The 15,549-nt window shown below is 63.7% G+C and carries 13 protein-coding genes; 7 read left to right on the top strand and 6 right to left on the bottom strand.

The genetic code is table 11. The annotated features are described in order from the left end of the window. The first annotated feature begins 167 nt into the window (after positions 1-167). Complete coding sequence (locus tag GSQ83_RS08165) at positions 168-1,223, top strand: aldo/keto reductase (protein ID WP_158802364.1); 1,056 nt, start codon at positions 168-170, stop codon at positions 1,221-1,223. A 901-nt stretch (positions 1,224-2,124) separates the two neighbouring features. Here the strand turns inward: GSQ83_RS08165 and GSQ83_RS08160 are convergent. Beyond that, complete coding sequence (locus GSQ83_RS08160; RefSeq protein WP_158802363.1) at positions 2,125-3,330, bottom strand: potassium/proton antiporter; 1,206 nt, start codon at positions 3,328-3,330, stop codon at positions 2,125-2,127. Between the two features lie 101 nt (positions 3,331-3,431). Here GSQ83_RS08160 and GSQ83_RS08155 point away from each other — a divergent pair, with 101 nt between their 5' ends. Then, entirely contained in the window at positions 3,432-4,703 is a 1,272-nt protein-coding gene (locus GSQ83_RS08155; protein ID WP_158802362.1) for a hydantoinase/carbamoylase family amidase, read from the top strand. An 86-nt stretch (positions 4,704-4,789) separates the two neighbouring features. After that, positions 4,790-5,713 (top strand): EcsC family protein, encoded by a 924-nt coding sequence (locus tag GSQ83_RS08150; protein ID WP_158802361.1) that lies wholly within the window; start codon positions 4,790-4,792, stop codon positions 5,711-5,713. A gap of 741 nt (positions 5,714-6,454) precedes the next feature. Here the strand turns inward: GSQ83_RS08150 and GSQ83_RS08145 are convergent. After that, positions 6,455-7,360, bottom strand: coding sequence for an aldose 1-epimerase family protein (locus GSQ83_RS08145; RefSeq protein WP_158802360.1), 906 nt, complete (start codon positions 7,358-7,360; stop codon positions 6,455-6,457). 921 nt (positions 7,361-8,281) lie between these two features. Here GSQ83_RS08145 and GSQ83_RS08140 point away from each other — a divergent pair. The 3 genes from GSQ83_RS08140 (at position 8,282) to GSQ83_RS08130 (ending at position 11,498) form a co-directional block, all read left to right on the top strand. Further along, a complete protein-coding gene (locus GSQ83_RS08140; RefSeq protein ID WP_158802359.1) occupies positions 8,282-9,622 on the top strand; it encodes a glutamine synthetase family protein in 1,341 nt (446 codons plus the stop codon). Next, positions 9,622-10,908: an FAD-binding oxidoreductase gene (locus GSQ83_RS08135; protein WP_158802358.1), complete on the top strand. Its 1,287-nt coding sequence runs from the start codon at positions 9,622-9,624 to the stop codon at positions 10,906-10,908. Before GSQ83_RS08140 ends, GSQ83_RS08135 begins: the two co-directional genes overlap by 1 nt. A gap of 326 nt (positions 10,909-11,234) precedes the next feature. Next, positions 11,235-11,498, top strand: a complete 264-nt coding sequence (locus GSQ83_RS08130; RefSeq protein ID WP_158802357.1) for a hypothetical protein — start codon at positions 11,235-11,237, stop codon at positions 11,496-11,498. 224 nt (positions 11,499-11,722) lie between these two features. Here the strand turns inward: GSQ83_RS08130 and GSQ83_RS08125 are convergent, their stop codons facing one another. Next, positions 11,723-12,421 carry a lipid-binding SYLF domain-containing protein gene (locus GSQ83_RS08125; RefSeq protein ID WP_158802356.1) on the bottom strand — a complete coding sequence of 233 codons (699 nt, stop codon included), beginning with the start codon at positions 12,419-12,421 and terminating at the stop codon, positions 11,723-11,725. A gap of 197 nt (positions 12,422-12,618) precedes the next feature. On the opposite strand from GSQ83_RS08125, the gene GSQ83_RS08120 reads away from it, so the two are divergent. After that, the gene (locus GSQ83_RS08120; RefSeq protein WP_254065560.1) at positions 12,619-13,305 is read left to right on the top strand and encodes a carbonic anhydrase; all 687 of its coding nucleotides are present in this window, start codon (positions 12,619-12,621) and stop codon (positions 13,303-13,305) included. 17 nt (positions 13,306-13,322) lie between these two features. Here GSQ83_RS08120 and GSQ83_RS08115 read toward each other — a convergent pair whose 3' ends face one another. The 3 genes from GSQ83_RS08115 to GSQ83_RS08105 are packed head-to-tail and all read right to left on the bottom strand — an operon-like array spanning position 13,323 to position 15,525. After that, positions 13,323-13,955, bottom strand: coding sequence for a histidine phosphatase family protein (locus tag GSQ83_RS08115; protein WP_158802355.1), 633 nt, complete (start codon positions 13,953-13,955; stop codon positions 13,323-13,325). A gap of 14 nt (positions 13,956-13,969) precedes the next feature. Beyond that, complete coding sequence (locus tag GSQ83_RS08110) at positions 13,970-14,782, bottom strand: ABC transporter permease (RefSeq protein WP_158802354.1); 813 nt, start codon at positions 14,780-14,782, stop codon at positions 13,970-13,972. Further along, positions 14,779-15,525 carry an ABC transporter ATP-binding protein gene (locus tag GSQ83_RS08105; RefSeq protein WP_158802353.1) on the bottom strand — a complete coding sequence of 249 codons (747 nt, stop codon included), beginning with the start codon at positions 15,523-15,525 and terminating at the stop codon, positions 14,779-14,781. The genes GSQ83_RS08110 and GSQ83_RS08105 overlap by 4 nt, the downstream gene beginning before the upstream one ends. Positions 15,526-15,549 lie beyond the last annotated feature (24 nt).

Genomic DNA, 15,549 nt, shown 5'->3' with positions numbered 1-15,549 from the left:
TATATGGGACATCGGCGGCTTGAGTCGCGCCTTCGCTGGCCTCAATCTGCATGGCTAGACATCAGCGCGGGAAAACCTGAGCACTCGGCCGGTGCGACAGGCTCAGGTCATGGCGACCGGAGCCTGTGGCGGCAACAGGCCCTGGCTTGCAGCGACGGAGGATAGGCGTGGAATATCGGCTTCTCGGACGGTCGGGCCTCAAGGTCTCGACCCTTACTTTCGGCACGGCGACCTTCGGGGGTGTGGGCGACCTCGCGAAATGGGGCAGCACGGATGTCACCAATGCCCGCCGCTTGCTCGACATCTGCATCGATGCCGGGATCAATACGGTGGACACCGCGAATCTCTATTCCTACGGCAAGTCCGAGGAGATCCTCGGCGAGGCGATGGAGGGGCGGCGCAATCAGCTCATCGTCGCGACCAAGCTCGGCTTCCCGATGGGCAAGGGGGTCAATGACCACGGCCTGTCCCGGTTCCAGATCATTAAGGAATGCGAGGCCAGCCTGAAGCGGCTGCGGATCAGTCATATCGATCTCTACCAGATGCATCAGTGGGACGGGCTGACGCCGCTTCAGGAGACGCTGGAGGCTTTCGATGCGCTCATCCGCGCCGGCAAGGTGCGCTACATCGGCGCCTCGAACTTTTCCGGCTGGCACCTCATGAAGGCGATGGAAACGGCGCGGGTGAACCACTTCGTGCCGATCGTCAGCCAGCAGATCTACTACTCGCTGGAATCGCGGGATGCCGAATACGAGCTCATCCCGATCACGCTGGACCAGGGCCTGGGCGTGCTGATCTGGAGCCCGCTCGCGGGCGGCCTGCTCTCCGGCAAATACCGTCGCGGCAAGACGCCGGAGGAGGGCGGGCGTCACCTCAATGACTGGCACGAGCCGCCGATCTACAATCAGGAGAAGCTCTACGACACGATCGAGGTGCTGGTGGCGATTGCCGAGGCGCGTGGCATTTCCGCGGCGGAAGTGGCGCTCGCCTGGCTGCTGGGCCGGCCGGGCGTAACATCGGTCGTCTTCGGCGCGCGAACCGAGGACCAACTGCGCAAGAACTTGCGCTCGGCCGACCTGACGCTGACGGCCGAGGAGCGCAAGAAGCTGGACGACATCAGCTTGCCGACGCTGATTTATCCGTATTGGCACCAGCGCAATACGGCAGCCGACAGGCTCGGCCCGGCGGACCTCAGCCTGATCGGACCGTATCTCGACAAGTGAGGGTTGGGGCCGCCGATCCATTCTCCGGACCGGCGGCCAAGCTTGGCCTTGTGTTGCACTGCTCGGTCGCGGGCCGCCGCAAGGCTCTATCCCACGGCAGGGCGCGGTGAATGCTACGCTCTGTCGATCGCAGTCTGAATGCAGCCGGGAAGGTTGACCAGGCCGCAGAGATGATGATCGCGCGCGGCAAGATCAGGACCCAACTCAGTCCGTCGTTAGACCCGACGCGGCCGAATAGCAGGTGGGAGCGGCCGGTTGGGGAGGGGAATTACGTGGGGACCATTCTCCATCGCAAAGTTGTAGTCGATCTCCCGCTTTATCGCTTCTGTGGCTCGAGTATCGCCGGTCAGATACGTGATCGCTCCCAGAAGGCAGTTCCCGAACTGGACTGTGGAACCTTTCCCATCACTGTCCGGACTTTTGCGACGGAAATAGTCGGTGAAGTTTTTGCCGATGAACGGGCTGTTCCTGCTCGCGCCGAGGAATATGAAGGCCTCCTTGCCGTGGGTTAGCTCCTCCGATGACTGCCCGGATGGGCGAAGGTGAAACCGCGCGGCGGGGCCTCCTCCTGCGCCGCCTTTGTCAGGGGGCGGCGTTGAAGTTCGGATTATGCGTGACATTCTGAAACTTTCATTTGGGCCGCGGGCGGTGCGGCCTAGAGGATGTTGACGCAACGGGCTGTCCAACCCTCCAGCGTCTGAACATGCCGCCCCACCTGCTTAACAAATGAATAAACCGAGGATCTTTAGATGCGCCAACGTTGATGCTTGTGGAATGCCAACGCGGATTAATTCAAACGCAAACGCGAAAACTTGCGAGGTTTCTTAGCGAAGCTTGGCTCACCCCCATTGTCTTGCATGACAGCGAATCGTCAGGCGAGCTGACGCTTTGTAGCCAGACATCACACTCCAGCCGCTCCGTCGCTTTCGCGCCCGATACCTAAAATCCGCGCCGCCGGACCCACCGTCCAGCCCTGCACGATGAGGGAAATAATCACCAGGACGAAGGCAGCGCCGAACAGCAAATTGGCATTCTTCACCCCCTCGAGCATTGGGATCACCGTCAGGAAAATCGGCACCCCGCCACGCAAACCGACCCACGAGATAAAGCCCGACTCGCGCCAGGAAAATCCCAGCGGCGTCAGACAGGCAAACGTCGCCAGCGGCCGCGCCACCAGGATGAGCACGGCGGCGATGGCAAGGGACGGGACAATGAGCGGCGTCAGAGCATGCGGCGTCGCCAGCAGCCCAAGCATCAGGAACAGCACGATCTGCGCGAGCCAGGCCAGCCCTTCGATAAAATGCCCCAGTTCGATGTCGGACGGGTAACGGCTCTGGCCCACCATGACCCCGGCGATGAACACCGCGAGAAAGCCGCTGGTCCCCAGCACCTGCGAAATGGCAAAAAGCAGCAGGATCGCGAAGAGGCCGAGAATTGGTACCAGCGAGGCCTCCAGCCGCACCCGCTTCAGCAGCATCACCATGCCGAACCCACCGCCAAGCCCCAGCAACGCGCCGCCGCCCATCTCCTTGAGGAACAGCGTCGCGACGCCACCGACAGTATGCGATCCCGGATGCACCGCTTGCTCGCATAATAGCAGCACCAGGAAGACCGACATGGGGTCGTTGAGACCGCTCTCGATCTCCAGCACCGCGTGGAGCCGGGTGGGGACATGGAACGGCAACCCGCGCAGCAGCGAGGCCACCGCGGCGGCGTCGGTCGGCGCCATCACCGCCCCAATCAGCAGACCGAAAACGATCGGCGTGCCGGTGAGAAGATGCGCCGCGATGCCAGTCAGTGCCGCGGTGATCAGGATGCCGACGGTCGCGAGCGCGGTCGCGGGCAAAGCGGCCAGCCGCACCGCCTGGCGATCGGTTTTTAAGCCACCCTCGAACAGGATAATCGCCAGCGCGATGCTGCCGACCAAGTAGGACGTGTTGAAACTCTCGAATTGGATGCCGCCCGGTCCATCCTCTCCGGCCAGCATGCCGATGACGAGGAAGACCAGCAGTAACGGCGCGCCGATGCGTCGCGACAAATGCCCTAGAAGGATGCTGACGAGGCCGAGCAGTCCCCAGACTAGGATGAGATCGTGGCTATAGGACATCGGAACCAGTCGCCAAGGTCATCGGGACACCACCTCTGTTCAGGCTGCATGATGACCGCCCGCTTGAGGAAGCGGAAGGGTCGGCGCAGATTGGAGCACACATGAACGACCGATCGAACCTGTTGCCGGATCCCGCCCTCGCGCCTGATCTCTTTGCTGCGCTCCACGCCATGAGTTTCGACGGCACGGGCATCACGCGAGAAGCCTATGGGCCGAAAGAGACCGCCGCCCACGCGCTGGTCCGGGCCAGGGCCGAGGCCGCCGGGCTTCTCACCGAGACTGATCACGCCGGCAATCTCTACATGACCCTCGCCGGTCAGGACCGCGACCTTCCGCGCATCATCCTCGGCAGCCATCTCGACAGCGTGCGCTCCGGCGGCAATTTCGACGGTGCCGCCGGAGTGCTCGCCGGCTTGGCGGTTGCCACGGGTCTGGCCCGATCCGGATTCCGTCCGGCACGCGACATCACCGTGATGGCGATCCGGTCGGAGGAGGCCGGAAGCTGGTTTCCGGTGAGTTACGTCGGCAGCCGAGCCGCGCTCGGCACGCTGCCGCCAGAAGCGCTCGACGTGCCGCGCCTGGACGACGGCGTGACGCTCGCCGAGCACATGCGTGGCGAGGGTTTCGATCCGGCGGCAGTGCGTGCCGGCCGCCGCGCGCTGGATCCGGCGCGGGTCGCCGCCTTTGCCGAACTGCATATCGAACAGGGGCCGAGGCTGGACGAAGCTGAAGTGCCTCTTGGCATAGTGACCGGCATTCCAGGCTCCCGCCGCTACCGGGCCGGCCGGGTCATCGGCGAATACAATCACTCAGGCGCGACACCCCGGCGGCTGCGCCACGATGCAGGCCTCGCGCTCGCGGAACTTGCCTATCGTCTGGACGCCGCTTGGGCTGAAATGGAGGCGGCGGGGCACACGCTCGTCTGCACCTTCTGCGTCCTTGCGACCGCTCCGGAAGCTGGTTTCACGATGATCCCCGGCGAGGCCCATTTTCAGCTCGATATGCGCAGCGAGCGGCGTGAAAGTGTCGATGTGCTGCATGAGACGCTGTTGCGCCTGGTGGCGGAGATCGCGGCGTCGCGCGGCGTCCGTTTCGACTTGGGCGCAGAAACCGGCAGTGCCGCCAGCCTGCTGGACGCCGCCTTGCAGGCCGAGATGGCGGCGGCGGCCCAGGCCTCGGGCGTCCGCTTCCAACATCTATCCTCGGGCGGCGGCCATGACGCTGCCGCCTTCGCTCAAGCGGGCATCTCATCCTGTCTGCTCTTCGTCCGCAACCAGCATGGCAGCCACAATGCACGCGAGGCCATGCGGATGGAGGATTTCGACGCTGCCTGTCGCGTCCTGATCCGCTGGGTTGTCAGCCGCGCCGGATAGCACCGCTCGTCACGGTTGTTCCGCGGCGGAGGCTGGCAACACGCGATGCTCCCCCCACATTTGCAAACAGGACAAGGGGGGCAGACATGGCCGCAACTTACGAGAATCGCGTCGCCTCACACCGGTTGGAGGCAGGATCCTCCGCAGCCTTGGTGGGCTCGCCGGCCGGAACGAACCTCGGCAATGCCTGCGCGGGTATGACGCCCGAGGACCTCGAACAGCTTCGCTGGGTCGCCGAGGTTCTCGGCGCCGATCGCAGCATGGCGATGCGCGTCGGCAGCTTCGTCAGTGACCAGGCGGAAGGCTTTGTCGATGCCGCCGGCCGCTTCATCATGAACAACAGCCGCTTCAGCGCCCGCAAACTCGCGGAGATGAGCCTGCGCCGCCTCTACGATACCGCGACCCGAGGCATGGATACGAGCGAGGTGGAGGATGATGGCCGGCGCGTCGCCGCGGCGGGCCGCCGGCACAAGCTGGTGAGCACGCTCAGCGGCGCCGCGACGGGTTTCGTTGGCGCGCCGGGCATGCTGTTGGACATCCCGCTGACCACCGGCCTCATGCTGCGCTCGATCGCCGGCATCGCTCGCGGCTTCGGCGAGGATCCCTCGACCGAGGAAGGCCGCCGCGCCTGCCTGGAAGTCTTCGCCCTCGGCACGGATGGCACGGCCGGGGCGGAGGGCCAGGTGAATTACTGGGCCGCACGCGCCGCCCTCAGCCATCTCGCGATCGACGGCTTTATGCGCCGTGTGGCGACGATGCTGGGCATCGCATTTTCGCAACGGCTGCTGACACGCGTGGTTCCGGTGGCGGGCGCCTTGGCGGGAGGGGCCATGAACTACGCCTTCATGGCCCACTACCAGCAGATGGCCCGGGTCCACTTCACGTTGCGCGGGCTGGAACGCCGCTACGATTCAGACACGGTGCGGGCTTGTCTGGACCGCCTCGTTCGACAGAACGGCCCGCGTGCCGCCAGATCGCTGAGCGATGACACGAGGCAGATCAGCGACTGACGAGCGAGGGCCGGACGGCGCGGGCGGCAAGCGCCCGTAAGGTCCGAACCGCAACGGAGTCGGTTCGGATCCCTCTGAGCAGTTACGCGATAACCTTAGGCTGGTTGGGTTTAAGCGCGATTCGAGAGGAACCAGTCGGAGCAGCACGGCCGTGGTTGTCTCGGTAAGGCGGGCCGTCAGATTTGTACAGAGTTTCCCTGGCATATTGGAGCGTGTTTGCGATTTCCGCCTGTTGCGTGGGTGGCAAGGAGGCGACAGGCACGCCGTGTTTGGTCTGTGACTTGACCACCAGCCCGGTCGCTAGCTGAAATCCTGCGGGGCATCCTGGCCCGCGGATCGCTTGGATCTCCTCGCCGACGCTCACCGCCGAAAAAAAACCCTCGGATCGCGCAACCCGAGTAGGGCAGTAACGCAGGACTTAATCCGCGTATCGAGCGCGCGACGTTGCACATCAGGGCCCTTATTGTCGTTTACTTGAAACCGGTCGCGGTCGGTGTTCCCACTCTTCTTAGACATGCACTCGGCGTAATTTGAATTGGTACCACGGCCACTTCCTCCATTGCGTTGAGAAGAGCGTAGTTTGAATCCAGGATGGTAAAGCGTCCGTTAGTTTACCTGCGTTCGGCAGGCTGCCCGCGTTGGATGCTAGGACTGCAAAAGGGGGAGATCGCCTGGGCGCGGCCTCGGCGATTTCTCCCTTGCCCCAATCGTTGCGCCACTCCTATCGCGAGTGGCTACGCTTCAACCGCCAGTTTCTTCCGCTGGTAGCACCCGCAGGCTCCAGCTCAAATCGCGGCTCGTGCCAGGGGGGATGCGCATCATCCCTGGCTTCTCGTCTAGCGTGCCGGCGAAGCCGGCGGGGTCAGCGAAGCCGTGCCAAGGCTCGATGCAGAGGAAAGGGGCGCCTCCCGGCTTCGACCAGATGCCGAGCTGTTCGAATCCCTCCCAGGCGATTTCCAGTGCCGGCGTACCGCGCGCGGAATAGCGCAAGGACCGGCTGGCGAGCTGCGTGAAGACCAGCGCGTCTTTCGCGAAAAGGTCCGGTTCGAGCCGCAGCACGCGGTCAATCACCGGCGAGACCGCCTCCTCCGTCAGCAAGCCATTCGCGACCCGATGCACCGGGGCATTCTCGGCCCGGGCGAAACGCACCTCATGAGCTTCCTTCGCCACGCCGGGCAGGATCGGCCAGGCAAAGCCCGGATGCGCACCTAGCGCCGCCGGCAGCACGACATCTCCAGTGTTGGTCAGGCGATAGCGGGCCGTCAGCGCCCCACCTTCGATGGCGTAGGCGAGTTCGAGCTGGAAGGCGAAGGGGTAGAGCGCGCGGCTCTCCGCGCTGTCCCGCAGCACCAGGCGGCAACCGGTGCTGCTTTTATCGGTCCAGGCGAACTCCATGTCGCGCGCAAAGCCATGTTGGCCGAGGCGATAGCTGTCGCCCTCGTGCAGGTAGTGGTCGTCGTGCAGGCGGCCAACTATCGGGAAGAGCACGGGGGAGTGCCGAGGCCATTCAGGACCCGCCTGCCACAGCAACTCGCGGCCGCCGCCGTCCCGGATCGAGACCAGCTCCGCCCCCCGCACGGTCACCGCGACGGATAGTCCGTCCCGGCCAAATTGATGGGTATCCGCTGTCCCGCTCTCCGTCGCCATCTGCGCCTCCCTTGCCGTTGTCAGGATAGGGCGATGCGCGGTGTAAGGGAAAGCTACGAGATGCGGCTTTGGCCGAACCCGGCGCGGCGACCCTTTGGCGCTCGATTGTGGCAAGCGTTCACGGCGCCAGTCGCCTGTTCAGATCGGTAAGCAGAGCGTGGACGGTTTCGTAATTCGCCACGCTCATAACTTCGAAATGCTTTGAGACTTGTAGGCTCCTGTCTGTTACCGTCTTTGCGCGCAGATCAATCTCGATATCGCCTCCATTGCAGCGCACGACAGTGGGACGGCCAGCGTCGAATGTGACATAGCACTCGCGGAGTAACCCACGTTCTGCGCGGAGCACGAAGCTCACCGTTGTATTCCCCCATAATCCTGGGATGGCGGGTCTGGAACACAGCGTTTCGGCCAGGATGCTGGCGTCTGGCGGGGAACCCGGACTCGGCTTTACCCACATCCGGTCGCGATTCTTCTCGGTCAATGGCGTGGTTAGAGCGCCGGCGTTGAAAGCGGCGCACGAGGTATCACCTTGATAACTCGCATTTGGCAAAAGTCGCTGACTGGACATTATACGGCTCATCTATTTTCATCCTTCGATAGCTCGCCTGACGTCACGCGCGGAGCGAGGACGGTCACCTGACCGGGCGAACCAGGCTGGATCGAGGCTGGCCGACACTCCCTTAAAATTTCACCCCCAGCCGCAGGCAGAGACTAGGACCGCCGCATGGCGGCGAGCGGCGCCCGACCCGGATGGCTTGCCGCCCCCACAGCGAATGTGCGAGTTTAGGGCTGCCTTAGGAGGTTCCTCCGTGCGTCGCCCACGCCCGCTGCTGCCGTTGTCCTCCGACCGTCCGCTCGTCGGCCCTCCCTAGCGGGCCCGTTCGGCGGAATGACGGAATGCAACAGAGACAGGAGTAGGTCGTGATCGATCTGCACGAATGGTTTAGCGAACATCATGTGACGGAAGTCGAATGCCTGGTGCCCGACATCACCGGCATCCCGCGTGGTAAAATCACGCCCGCGCAAAAATTCCTCCAGGGCGGCGCGCTGCGCATGCCGGAATCGATCTTCATTCAGTCCGTCACCGGCGAATATCCGCCCGACGAGGAAGACCGCCTGACCGACCCCGCCATCATCGACATCACCCTGGAGGCGGATGCTTCCACCATCCGCCTCGTGCCTTGGGCGCGCGAACCGACCGCGCAGATCATCCACGACTGCCACTACAAAAATGGCGACCCGGTGCCGATGGCGCCGCGTCAGGTGCTGCGCCGCGTGCTCGCCCTCTACAAGGAGCGCGGCTGGGAGCCGGTGCTCGCCCCGGAACTCGAATTCTATCTGGTCGGCCGCAACACGGATCCCGACTATCCGCTGGTCCCCCCTGTCGGCCGCTCCGGGCGGCAGGAAACCGGCCGCCAATCCTACTCAATCGATGCGGTCAACGAGTTCGATCCGCTCTTCGAGGAGATGTATGATTTCTGCGAGATGCAGAATCTCGACCTGGACACTCTCATTCACGAGGAGGGCGCCGCACAGGTCGAAATCAATTTTCTGCACGGCGAGCCGCTGAGCCGCGCCGATCAGGTCTTCCTGTTCAAACGTACGGTTCGCGAAGTCGCACTTCGCCACGACATCTATGCCACCTTCATGGCGAAGCCGATGAGCAGCGAGCCCGGCAGCGCGATGCATGTGCATCAGAGCATCGTCGATCCAAAAACGGGCCGCAATCTCTTCGCGGGCGAGGACGGCAAGGCCAGCAAGCTGTTCCGCAACTACCTTGCGGGGCTGCAGAAATACACGCCGGCCGTCATGCCGATCCTCGCGCCGAATGTGAATTCCTATCGCCGGCTCTCGCGGTTTTCCAATGCTCCGATCAATCTCGAATGGGGCTACGACAACCGTACCTGTGGCTTGCGGGTGCCCTACGGCGAACCCGCCGCGATGCGTGTCGAAAACCGCGTGCCGGGCGCCGACGCCAACCCCTACCTCGCCTTCGCCGCGACGCTCGCCTGCGGGTATCTCGGCATGGTGGAGGAACTGGAACCGACGGCGCCGTTCGAGGGCTCGGCCTATTCGATGCCCTATGCATTGCCGCGCGAGATCAGCCACGCTCTCGATGTCATGGAACAATGCAAGCCAATCCACACAATGCTTGGCGAGAAGATGATCGAGGTGCTTCTGGCGGTAAAGAAGCTCGAATACGATACCTACCTGCACGTCATCAGCTCTTGGGAGCGTGAGCATCTGCTGCTGAACGTATAATGAGCGCGCGTATCGGCGGTTCGGATTCCTCCGCCCCGAGCTACTACGAGGCGAGCCGCCGCGGTTCGGTCATTGCCGAACCGCTCGCTGGCGACATCAATGTCGAGGTCGCGATCATCGGCGGCGGCATCACAGGCTGCTCCGCGGCGCTCGATTTGGCCGAGGCCGGCGTCAGTGTCGCGCTTCTGGAGGCGCGGGATTTCGGTTGGGGCGCTTCGGGCCGCAATGGTGGCCAGGTGCTGCCGGGTTTCGCCATCGGCCAATCGCGGCTCAACCGGCTCGTCGGCACCGCCGATGCGCGGCTCTTATGGGATATGTCCGTCGAGGCGGTGCGGCTGGTCGAGCAACGCATCAGTCGCTACGCGATCCCCGCCGACTACACCCGTGGCTATCTCCACGCCGCGATTCGCCCGCGCCACGAGCGGGAATTGGAAGAGGCGGCGGAGGAGATGGCCACGCTCGGTGTCGGCGGTGCCGAGGTTCTGCGAGGCGCGGCAATGCGCGAGCGTATCCGCAGCGCGCGGTATCGTGCCGTGCTGACCGATCCTCTGGCCGCGCATATCCATCCGCTGAACTACACGCTCGGCCTCGCGAAAGCCGCGCAAGCGGCGGGCGCGGTGCTGCTGCCGCAAACACCGGTTCAGGCCATCGAACAAGGCACCACGCTTCGCCTGCGGACGCCGAAGGGCAGCGTGACTACAAACACGCTGCTGCTGTCTGGCGGCGCCTATCTCGGCCGGCTGTGGCCGGAGGTCGCGGGCTATGTGATGCCGGTCGGCACTTATATCGTCGCGACCGAGCCGCGTGCCGATGTCCGCGACTTGCTGCCGCGCAACGATGCAGTGGCCGACTTGAACTTCGTGCTCGACTATTACCGGCGCTCAGCGGATGACCGCATGCTGTTTGGTGGCCGCGTCTCCTATTCCGCGATCCCCCCGCGCAAGCTTGCGGAAACCATGTTGTCGCGGATGCGGAAAGTCTTCCCCGAACTCGCCGATGCGCGGGCTGAGTTCACCTGGGGCGGGCTGGTCGATATCACGCGCCATCGCGCCCCGCATTTCGGCCGTCTGGCGCCCAATGTGCTTATGGCCCAAGGCTTCTCCGGTCATGGCGTGGCACTCGCCGGCCTCGCGGGCCGGGTATTGGCGGAGGCCGCGCGCGCTCAGGCTGAGCGCTTCGACGTATTCGCGCGCATTCCGCAGGTCCGCTTCCCCGGCGGCCGCGCCTTCCGCGTCCCGGCGCTCTTGCTGGCGACGAGCTATTATCGGTTGCGTGATATTTTGTGAGTATCGGCTGCGTAACGGCAGTCATCGAAAAGGATTTTGTTAATCGGCATACCCAATAGTTCCGACACGATGAAACTAGCGGACGGCTGGACCCAAGCGAAGACCGCCTGACAGTCCTGTTTGTCGGCACCGATGATTTTCACGATTGGGAATGCAGCATGATCCATGGCTTAGGCATCTTGGATAGGACGCCTCCACCGAATCAGCGCAGCCAACCGCGGAGCTTTGCACTTAACGCAAAAACCGCTGCGGGCGGCTCAAAAGAGAACAGACCTGCCGGCGTCGTCTGTGATCCATCCGTGCCCAGGCCGAAGGCCGATGGATTCATGGCGCCGGAGATCCTAGCGATGGCCCCGAACCGAGACAATGTGTCACTGCTGATATCTCGGGTCGGAGCGCTTTCAGGGCACCGTTTAGTAAATCCGGAGAACCCTTCGGAGGTTATTGCCTGGGAGCACCGCAGCGGACTGCAAATTGTAGGCCGCTATGGGGAACTTTTGTTCATCAGTCATGTTAACCTTCCTCACATCATCCTGATTGCCAACGGGCTGCAACCCGACATCCGTCTTTTGCGCAACGGGAATGCATAATCGCGAGGTCAAATGACCGACCGGGAAAAAAATGTCGCCATGGGTTTGTTGAAATTCGCTGCCACCGCGGCCCAGGACCGAGACGAACGCAATTGGCGGCGCGCAGCTATGTAGTGGTCCGGTAAGCACGGCGGCGCCACACGTCGTCAGGTTTCGAAGGGCGCGTTGCCGTCACGTCGCCCGGTCGCGCGATATCCAGCCTGACCGATGAACTCCGATTGCCGCTAGCCGCCGTAGGTGCTGAGCGTCTGCCGCAGCGGGTTCGCACCTGGATTATTCGCCAGCATCTGAACGGCGACCTCAGGTGCTGAGTAAGGCTTGCCGTAATAGGCTGCGTTCCCCTTTGGGTCGGCCGAAAGCACAGAGCCTTCGATCGAGGCTCCGGCATAGAGGCCGCGGGTCTTGGCGAAGGTCACGATATCCGCGCGCATCGCGGTCGTGGTGGCTCCGCCAACCCCCGCGCCGATCGAGGCGGCCGAGAACGACGCGTCGCCGCCGAGCTTGAAGCGGTCGTTCATGACGGCCGTCAGCGCGCGGTCGTTCATGATCATGATCATGAGTTCCGCATCCTGCACGCCGATCTGCGGTCCGAAACTGCCACTACCCAAGGAATAGAACGCCGGGTCGGACCAGGATCCGGCCGCCGCCCGTCCCATCAGCACACAAGAGCCGCCGGACCCGCCGATGACCACGCCCGCCTTGAAGACCTGCGGGCAGATGATGACCGCACGGGCACTGCGCAACGTGCCCACCAGATCCTTGGACTGGCTGCTGCCCAGCATCTCCTGCAACGCGAGGGTCGAGCGATCCACCAGATCCTGCTGCTGCGTGGTAGTCACCACGCCCTGGGCGCAGCCCGCGACGCCGAGCGGCAACAAGACGGTAAGGGAAAGGCCAAGGAGACACTGCCGCAAGCTTCGCATCAAGCCCTCATTCTCTCGATTCGCGGTCACTCGACCGTCAACAAAGAATGACATGATCCTCTAGCGCCGAACGCGCAAGTTCTCGGAAAGGCTGTGATCGAGTGACGTCAACTGTTCCGTTTGGACGGCGGTCAGTGTTCAAGGTCAGGGTTTCACGCCTGCTCCAAGTCGTGTTGTCTGGATGGTGCAGACGCCCGTTGAACCAAAACAAGTGCCAAGCGGACTTGTGGAGCGGTCTCCTGGCGGTTAATCCGGGTGGTATGCTCGATCAACTCAAGGCCAATAACCGTGCCTGGGCCAGCCGGAAGGTTGCGGCCGATCCCGGCTTCTTCCGTCGGTTAGAGAACCAGCAGGCGCCGGAATATCTCTGGATCGGGTGCTCGGACAGCCGGGTGCCAGCTAACGAGATTGTCGACCTCGATCCCGGCGAGCTATTCGTCCACCGCAATGTCGCCAATCTCGCACCTCCGCAGGACGCGAATTACTTGTCGGTGCTGCAATTCGCGGTGGATGTCATCAAAGTAAAGCACATCATGGTTGTGGGCCATTACGGCTGCGGCGGCGTGCGCGCCGCGGTCGATGGTCAGCGCCTCGGCCTGGTGGATCACTGGCTGCATCCGATTCGCGAAGTCTGCGAAGATCACCGGACTGAACTCGATGCGATCGGCAATGAGCGCGCGCGTCTCGATCGCCTTTGCGAGCTTAATGTGATCCGCCAGGTCCGCAACGTCGCCTCCGATGTCTTCGTGCAGGACGCCTGGTCGAGAGGCCAGCCGCTCGCTGTTCACGGCTGGGTCTATTCTCTCTCGAATGGCTTGGTGAACGATTTGAATGTTACGGTGAGTGTTCCGGGCGACGTGGCGCGTTTGCGAAACGGCTCCTGAACCCGGCTAACCGTCACTCAGAATACCGGCACGCCCGCCATCGTCTCGTTGGCGGATACCACGCGCCAGGCCAGGCCGCGCCGCTCCAGGCGAGACAGCGAGATATTGCCCACACTGAAGCGCAGCGCCGCATCCGCGCCGACGCCGAGGGCAAAGGCCAGGGCCGCCCGGATCACCCCGCCATGGCACACTAGAACGAGGTCGGCATCGCCGTGATCGTCCGCCAGGCGCTGCAGCACCGCGCTCACGCGGTCGATGACCTCGCCGAAGCTCTCACCTTCATGCGGCCGCTCTTCATGCGAGACCGGCCAGAAATCGTGCGGCGGCATGCGGACATGCTGGTGGAGCACCGCATTCTCGATCCCTTGGAGCGCACCGAAATTCTGCTCGATGAGGCCGGGCTCAACGGTAAGCGGCGTCTCCGGATAGCCCCCCTCGAAAATCGCTCGCGCCGTCAGCACGGTGCGGGAGAGGGGGGTCACGAACCACTCCGCTTGGGGCGGCAAGCGCTGCCCGAGCGTCACATAGGCCGACCGCTGACCGGCCATGGTCACTTCACAAATGGCGACATCGCGGTTGCCGTACAGCGCCACGCGCTCCTCGGCCGCGACCAAAGCGTGCCTAATCAGCCAGAAGCGCGTGGTGTCCATGCCGCTGAAAATCCCTACTCGCCGATGGTGATCAGAGCGCCGCGAACCCTTGCGGCGCGAAACTGGCTGGCGAAGAGCAGGCTCGCCAGGATCAGCCAGATACAGTTGAGGCCCGCCGCCCAGCCAAGCTGCTCCCAGGCGATATGCCCTGAATGCAGTGCCGCGCGCATCCCCTCGAAAACATGGGTCGCCGGGATCGCCCGCGAGACGGGCTGCAGCCAGACGGGCAAGACAGAAACCGGATAGAACACCGCGGAGAGCGGCGTTAGGCCGAAAAGCAGGGACCAGGCAAGCGCCTCGGCTCCCGCGCCATGGCGCAGGATCAGCGAGACCACACCCAGCGCCACCGCCCAGCCCATGATCATGAGGTTCGCGAAGAACAGCACGAGCACTGGTCCGAGCGAGAAAAGGTTGAAGGCATAGAGCACCCAGGCCAGCAGGATCGCCGGCAGAAGACCCAGCGCGACCCGCATGGTAGCGACCCCAATCAGCCCGGCGATCAGCTCCCAAGGGCGCAATGGGCTGACGAAAACATGGCCGAGATTGCGCGACCAGATCTCCTCCAGGAAGCTCACCGCGACACCCATCTGGCTCCGCAGCGCGACTTCCCAGAGCAGCACACCCGCCAGTAGCGAGGTTCCCGCGACCATCAGCCCGCCGCCAGCGCCACTCATCCGTTGGGTGAGGAATTGCGCCGTAAAGCCCCAGATGCACATCTGCAGGATCGGCCAATAGGCGAGTTCCAACAGTCTCGGCCATGAGCGGCGATAGAGGCAGATGTGGCGGTAGAGCAGTCCCCAGATCCGCCGCAGCGAAGCCCGGCTCATGCCGGGACCTCCGTGCCCTGCCGGCGATCGCGCGCGATATCGAGGAAGACATCCTCGAGCGTGTCCCGGTCATAGCGCGCCAGCAGCATGCTCGGGCTGCCCTCATCCACGATGCGACCCCGCCGCAGCATGAAGACCTGCCCGCAGAGCCGCTCGACCTCCGCCATATTGTGAGAGGCGAGCAGCATCGAGCAGCCGGATTCCGCGCGATACCGCTCCAGCCAGCCCCTCACCAGGTCGCCCGTATCTGGATCGAGGCTCGCGGTCGGTTCGTCCAGCAGCAGCACCTCCGGACGGTTGATAAGCGATTTCGCGAGCGCCACCCGCGTCTTCTGCCCGGCCGAAAGCTGACCGGCCGGACGGTTCATCAGCTCCCCGAGGTTGAGTTCCTCCGCGAGTTCCGCGATGCGCCGGTCGGCGCGCTTCACATTGTATAAGTGTGCGTAGACGGTGAGGTTCTCCCGCACCGTCAGCCGCCCGGGCAGAGCGATATAGGGCGAGGAGAAATTCATGCGGGCCAGGGCTGCGAAGCGGTCCCGCGCCATGTCGTGGCCCAGAACCTCGATCCGCCCACCACTCGGAACCAATAGTCCGAGCAGCATGGCGATCGTCGTCGATTTGCCGGCCCCGTTGCCGCCGAGCAGTCCAACGGTCGCGCCCCGTGGCACCGCGAAGGCAATATTATCCACCGCGACGGTCTCGCCATAATGCTTGGTCAGGCCCGTCACGCGGATCGCATCCATGGGCCTCCCTGTGCCGCCGCGCGC

Origin of the sequence: Acidisoma sp. L85 (genome assembly GCF_009765865.1) — a bacterium.
GTDB lineage: Bacteria > Pseudomonadota > Alphaproteobacteria > Acetobacterales > Acetobacteraceae > Acidisoma.
The sequence above is the reverse complement of the archived record's forward strand: the minus strand, read 5'-3'. Positions and strand labels throughout refer to the sequence as shown.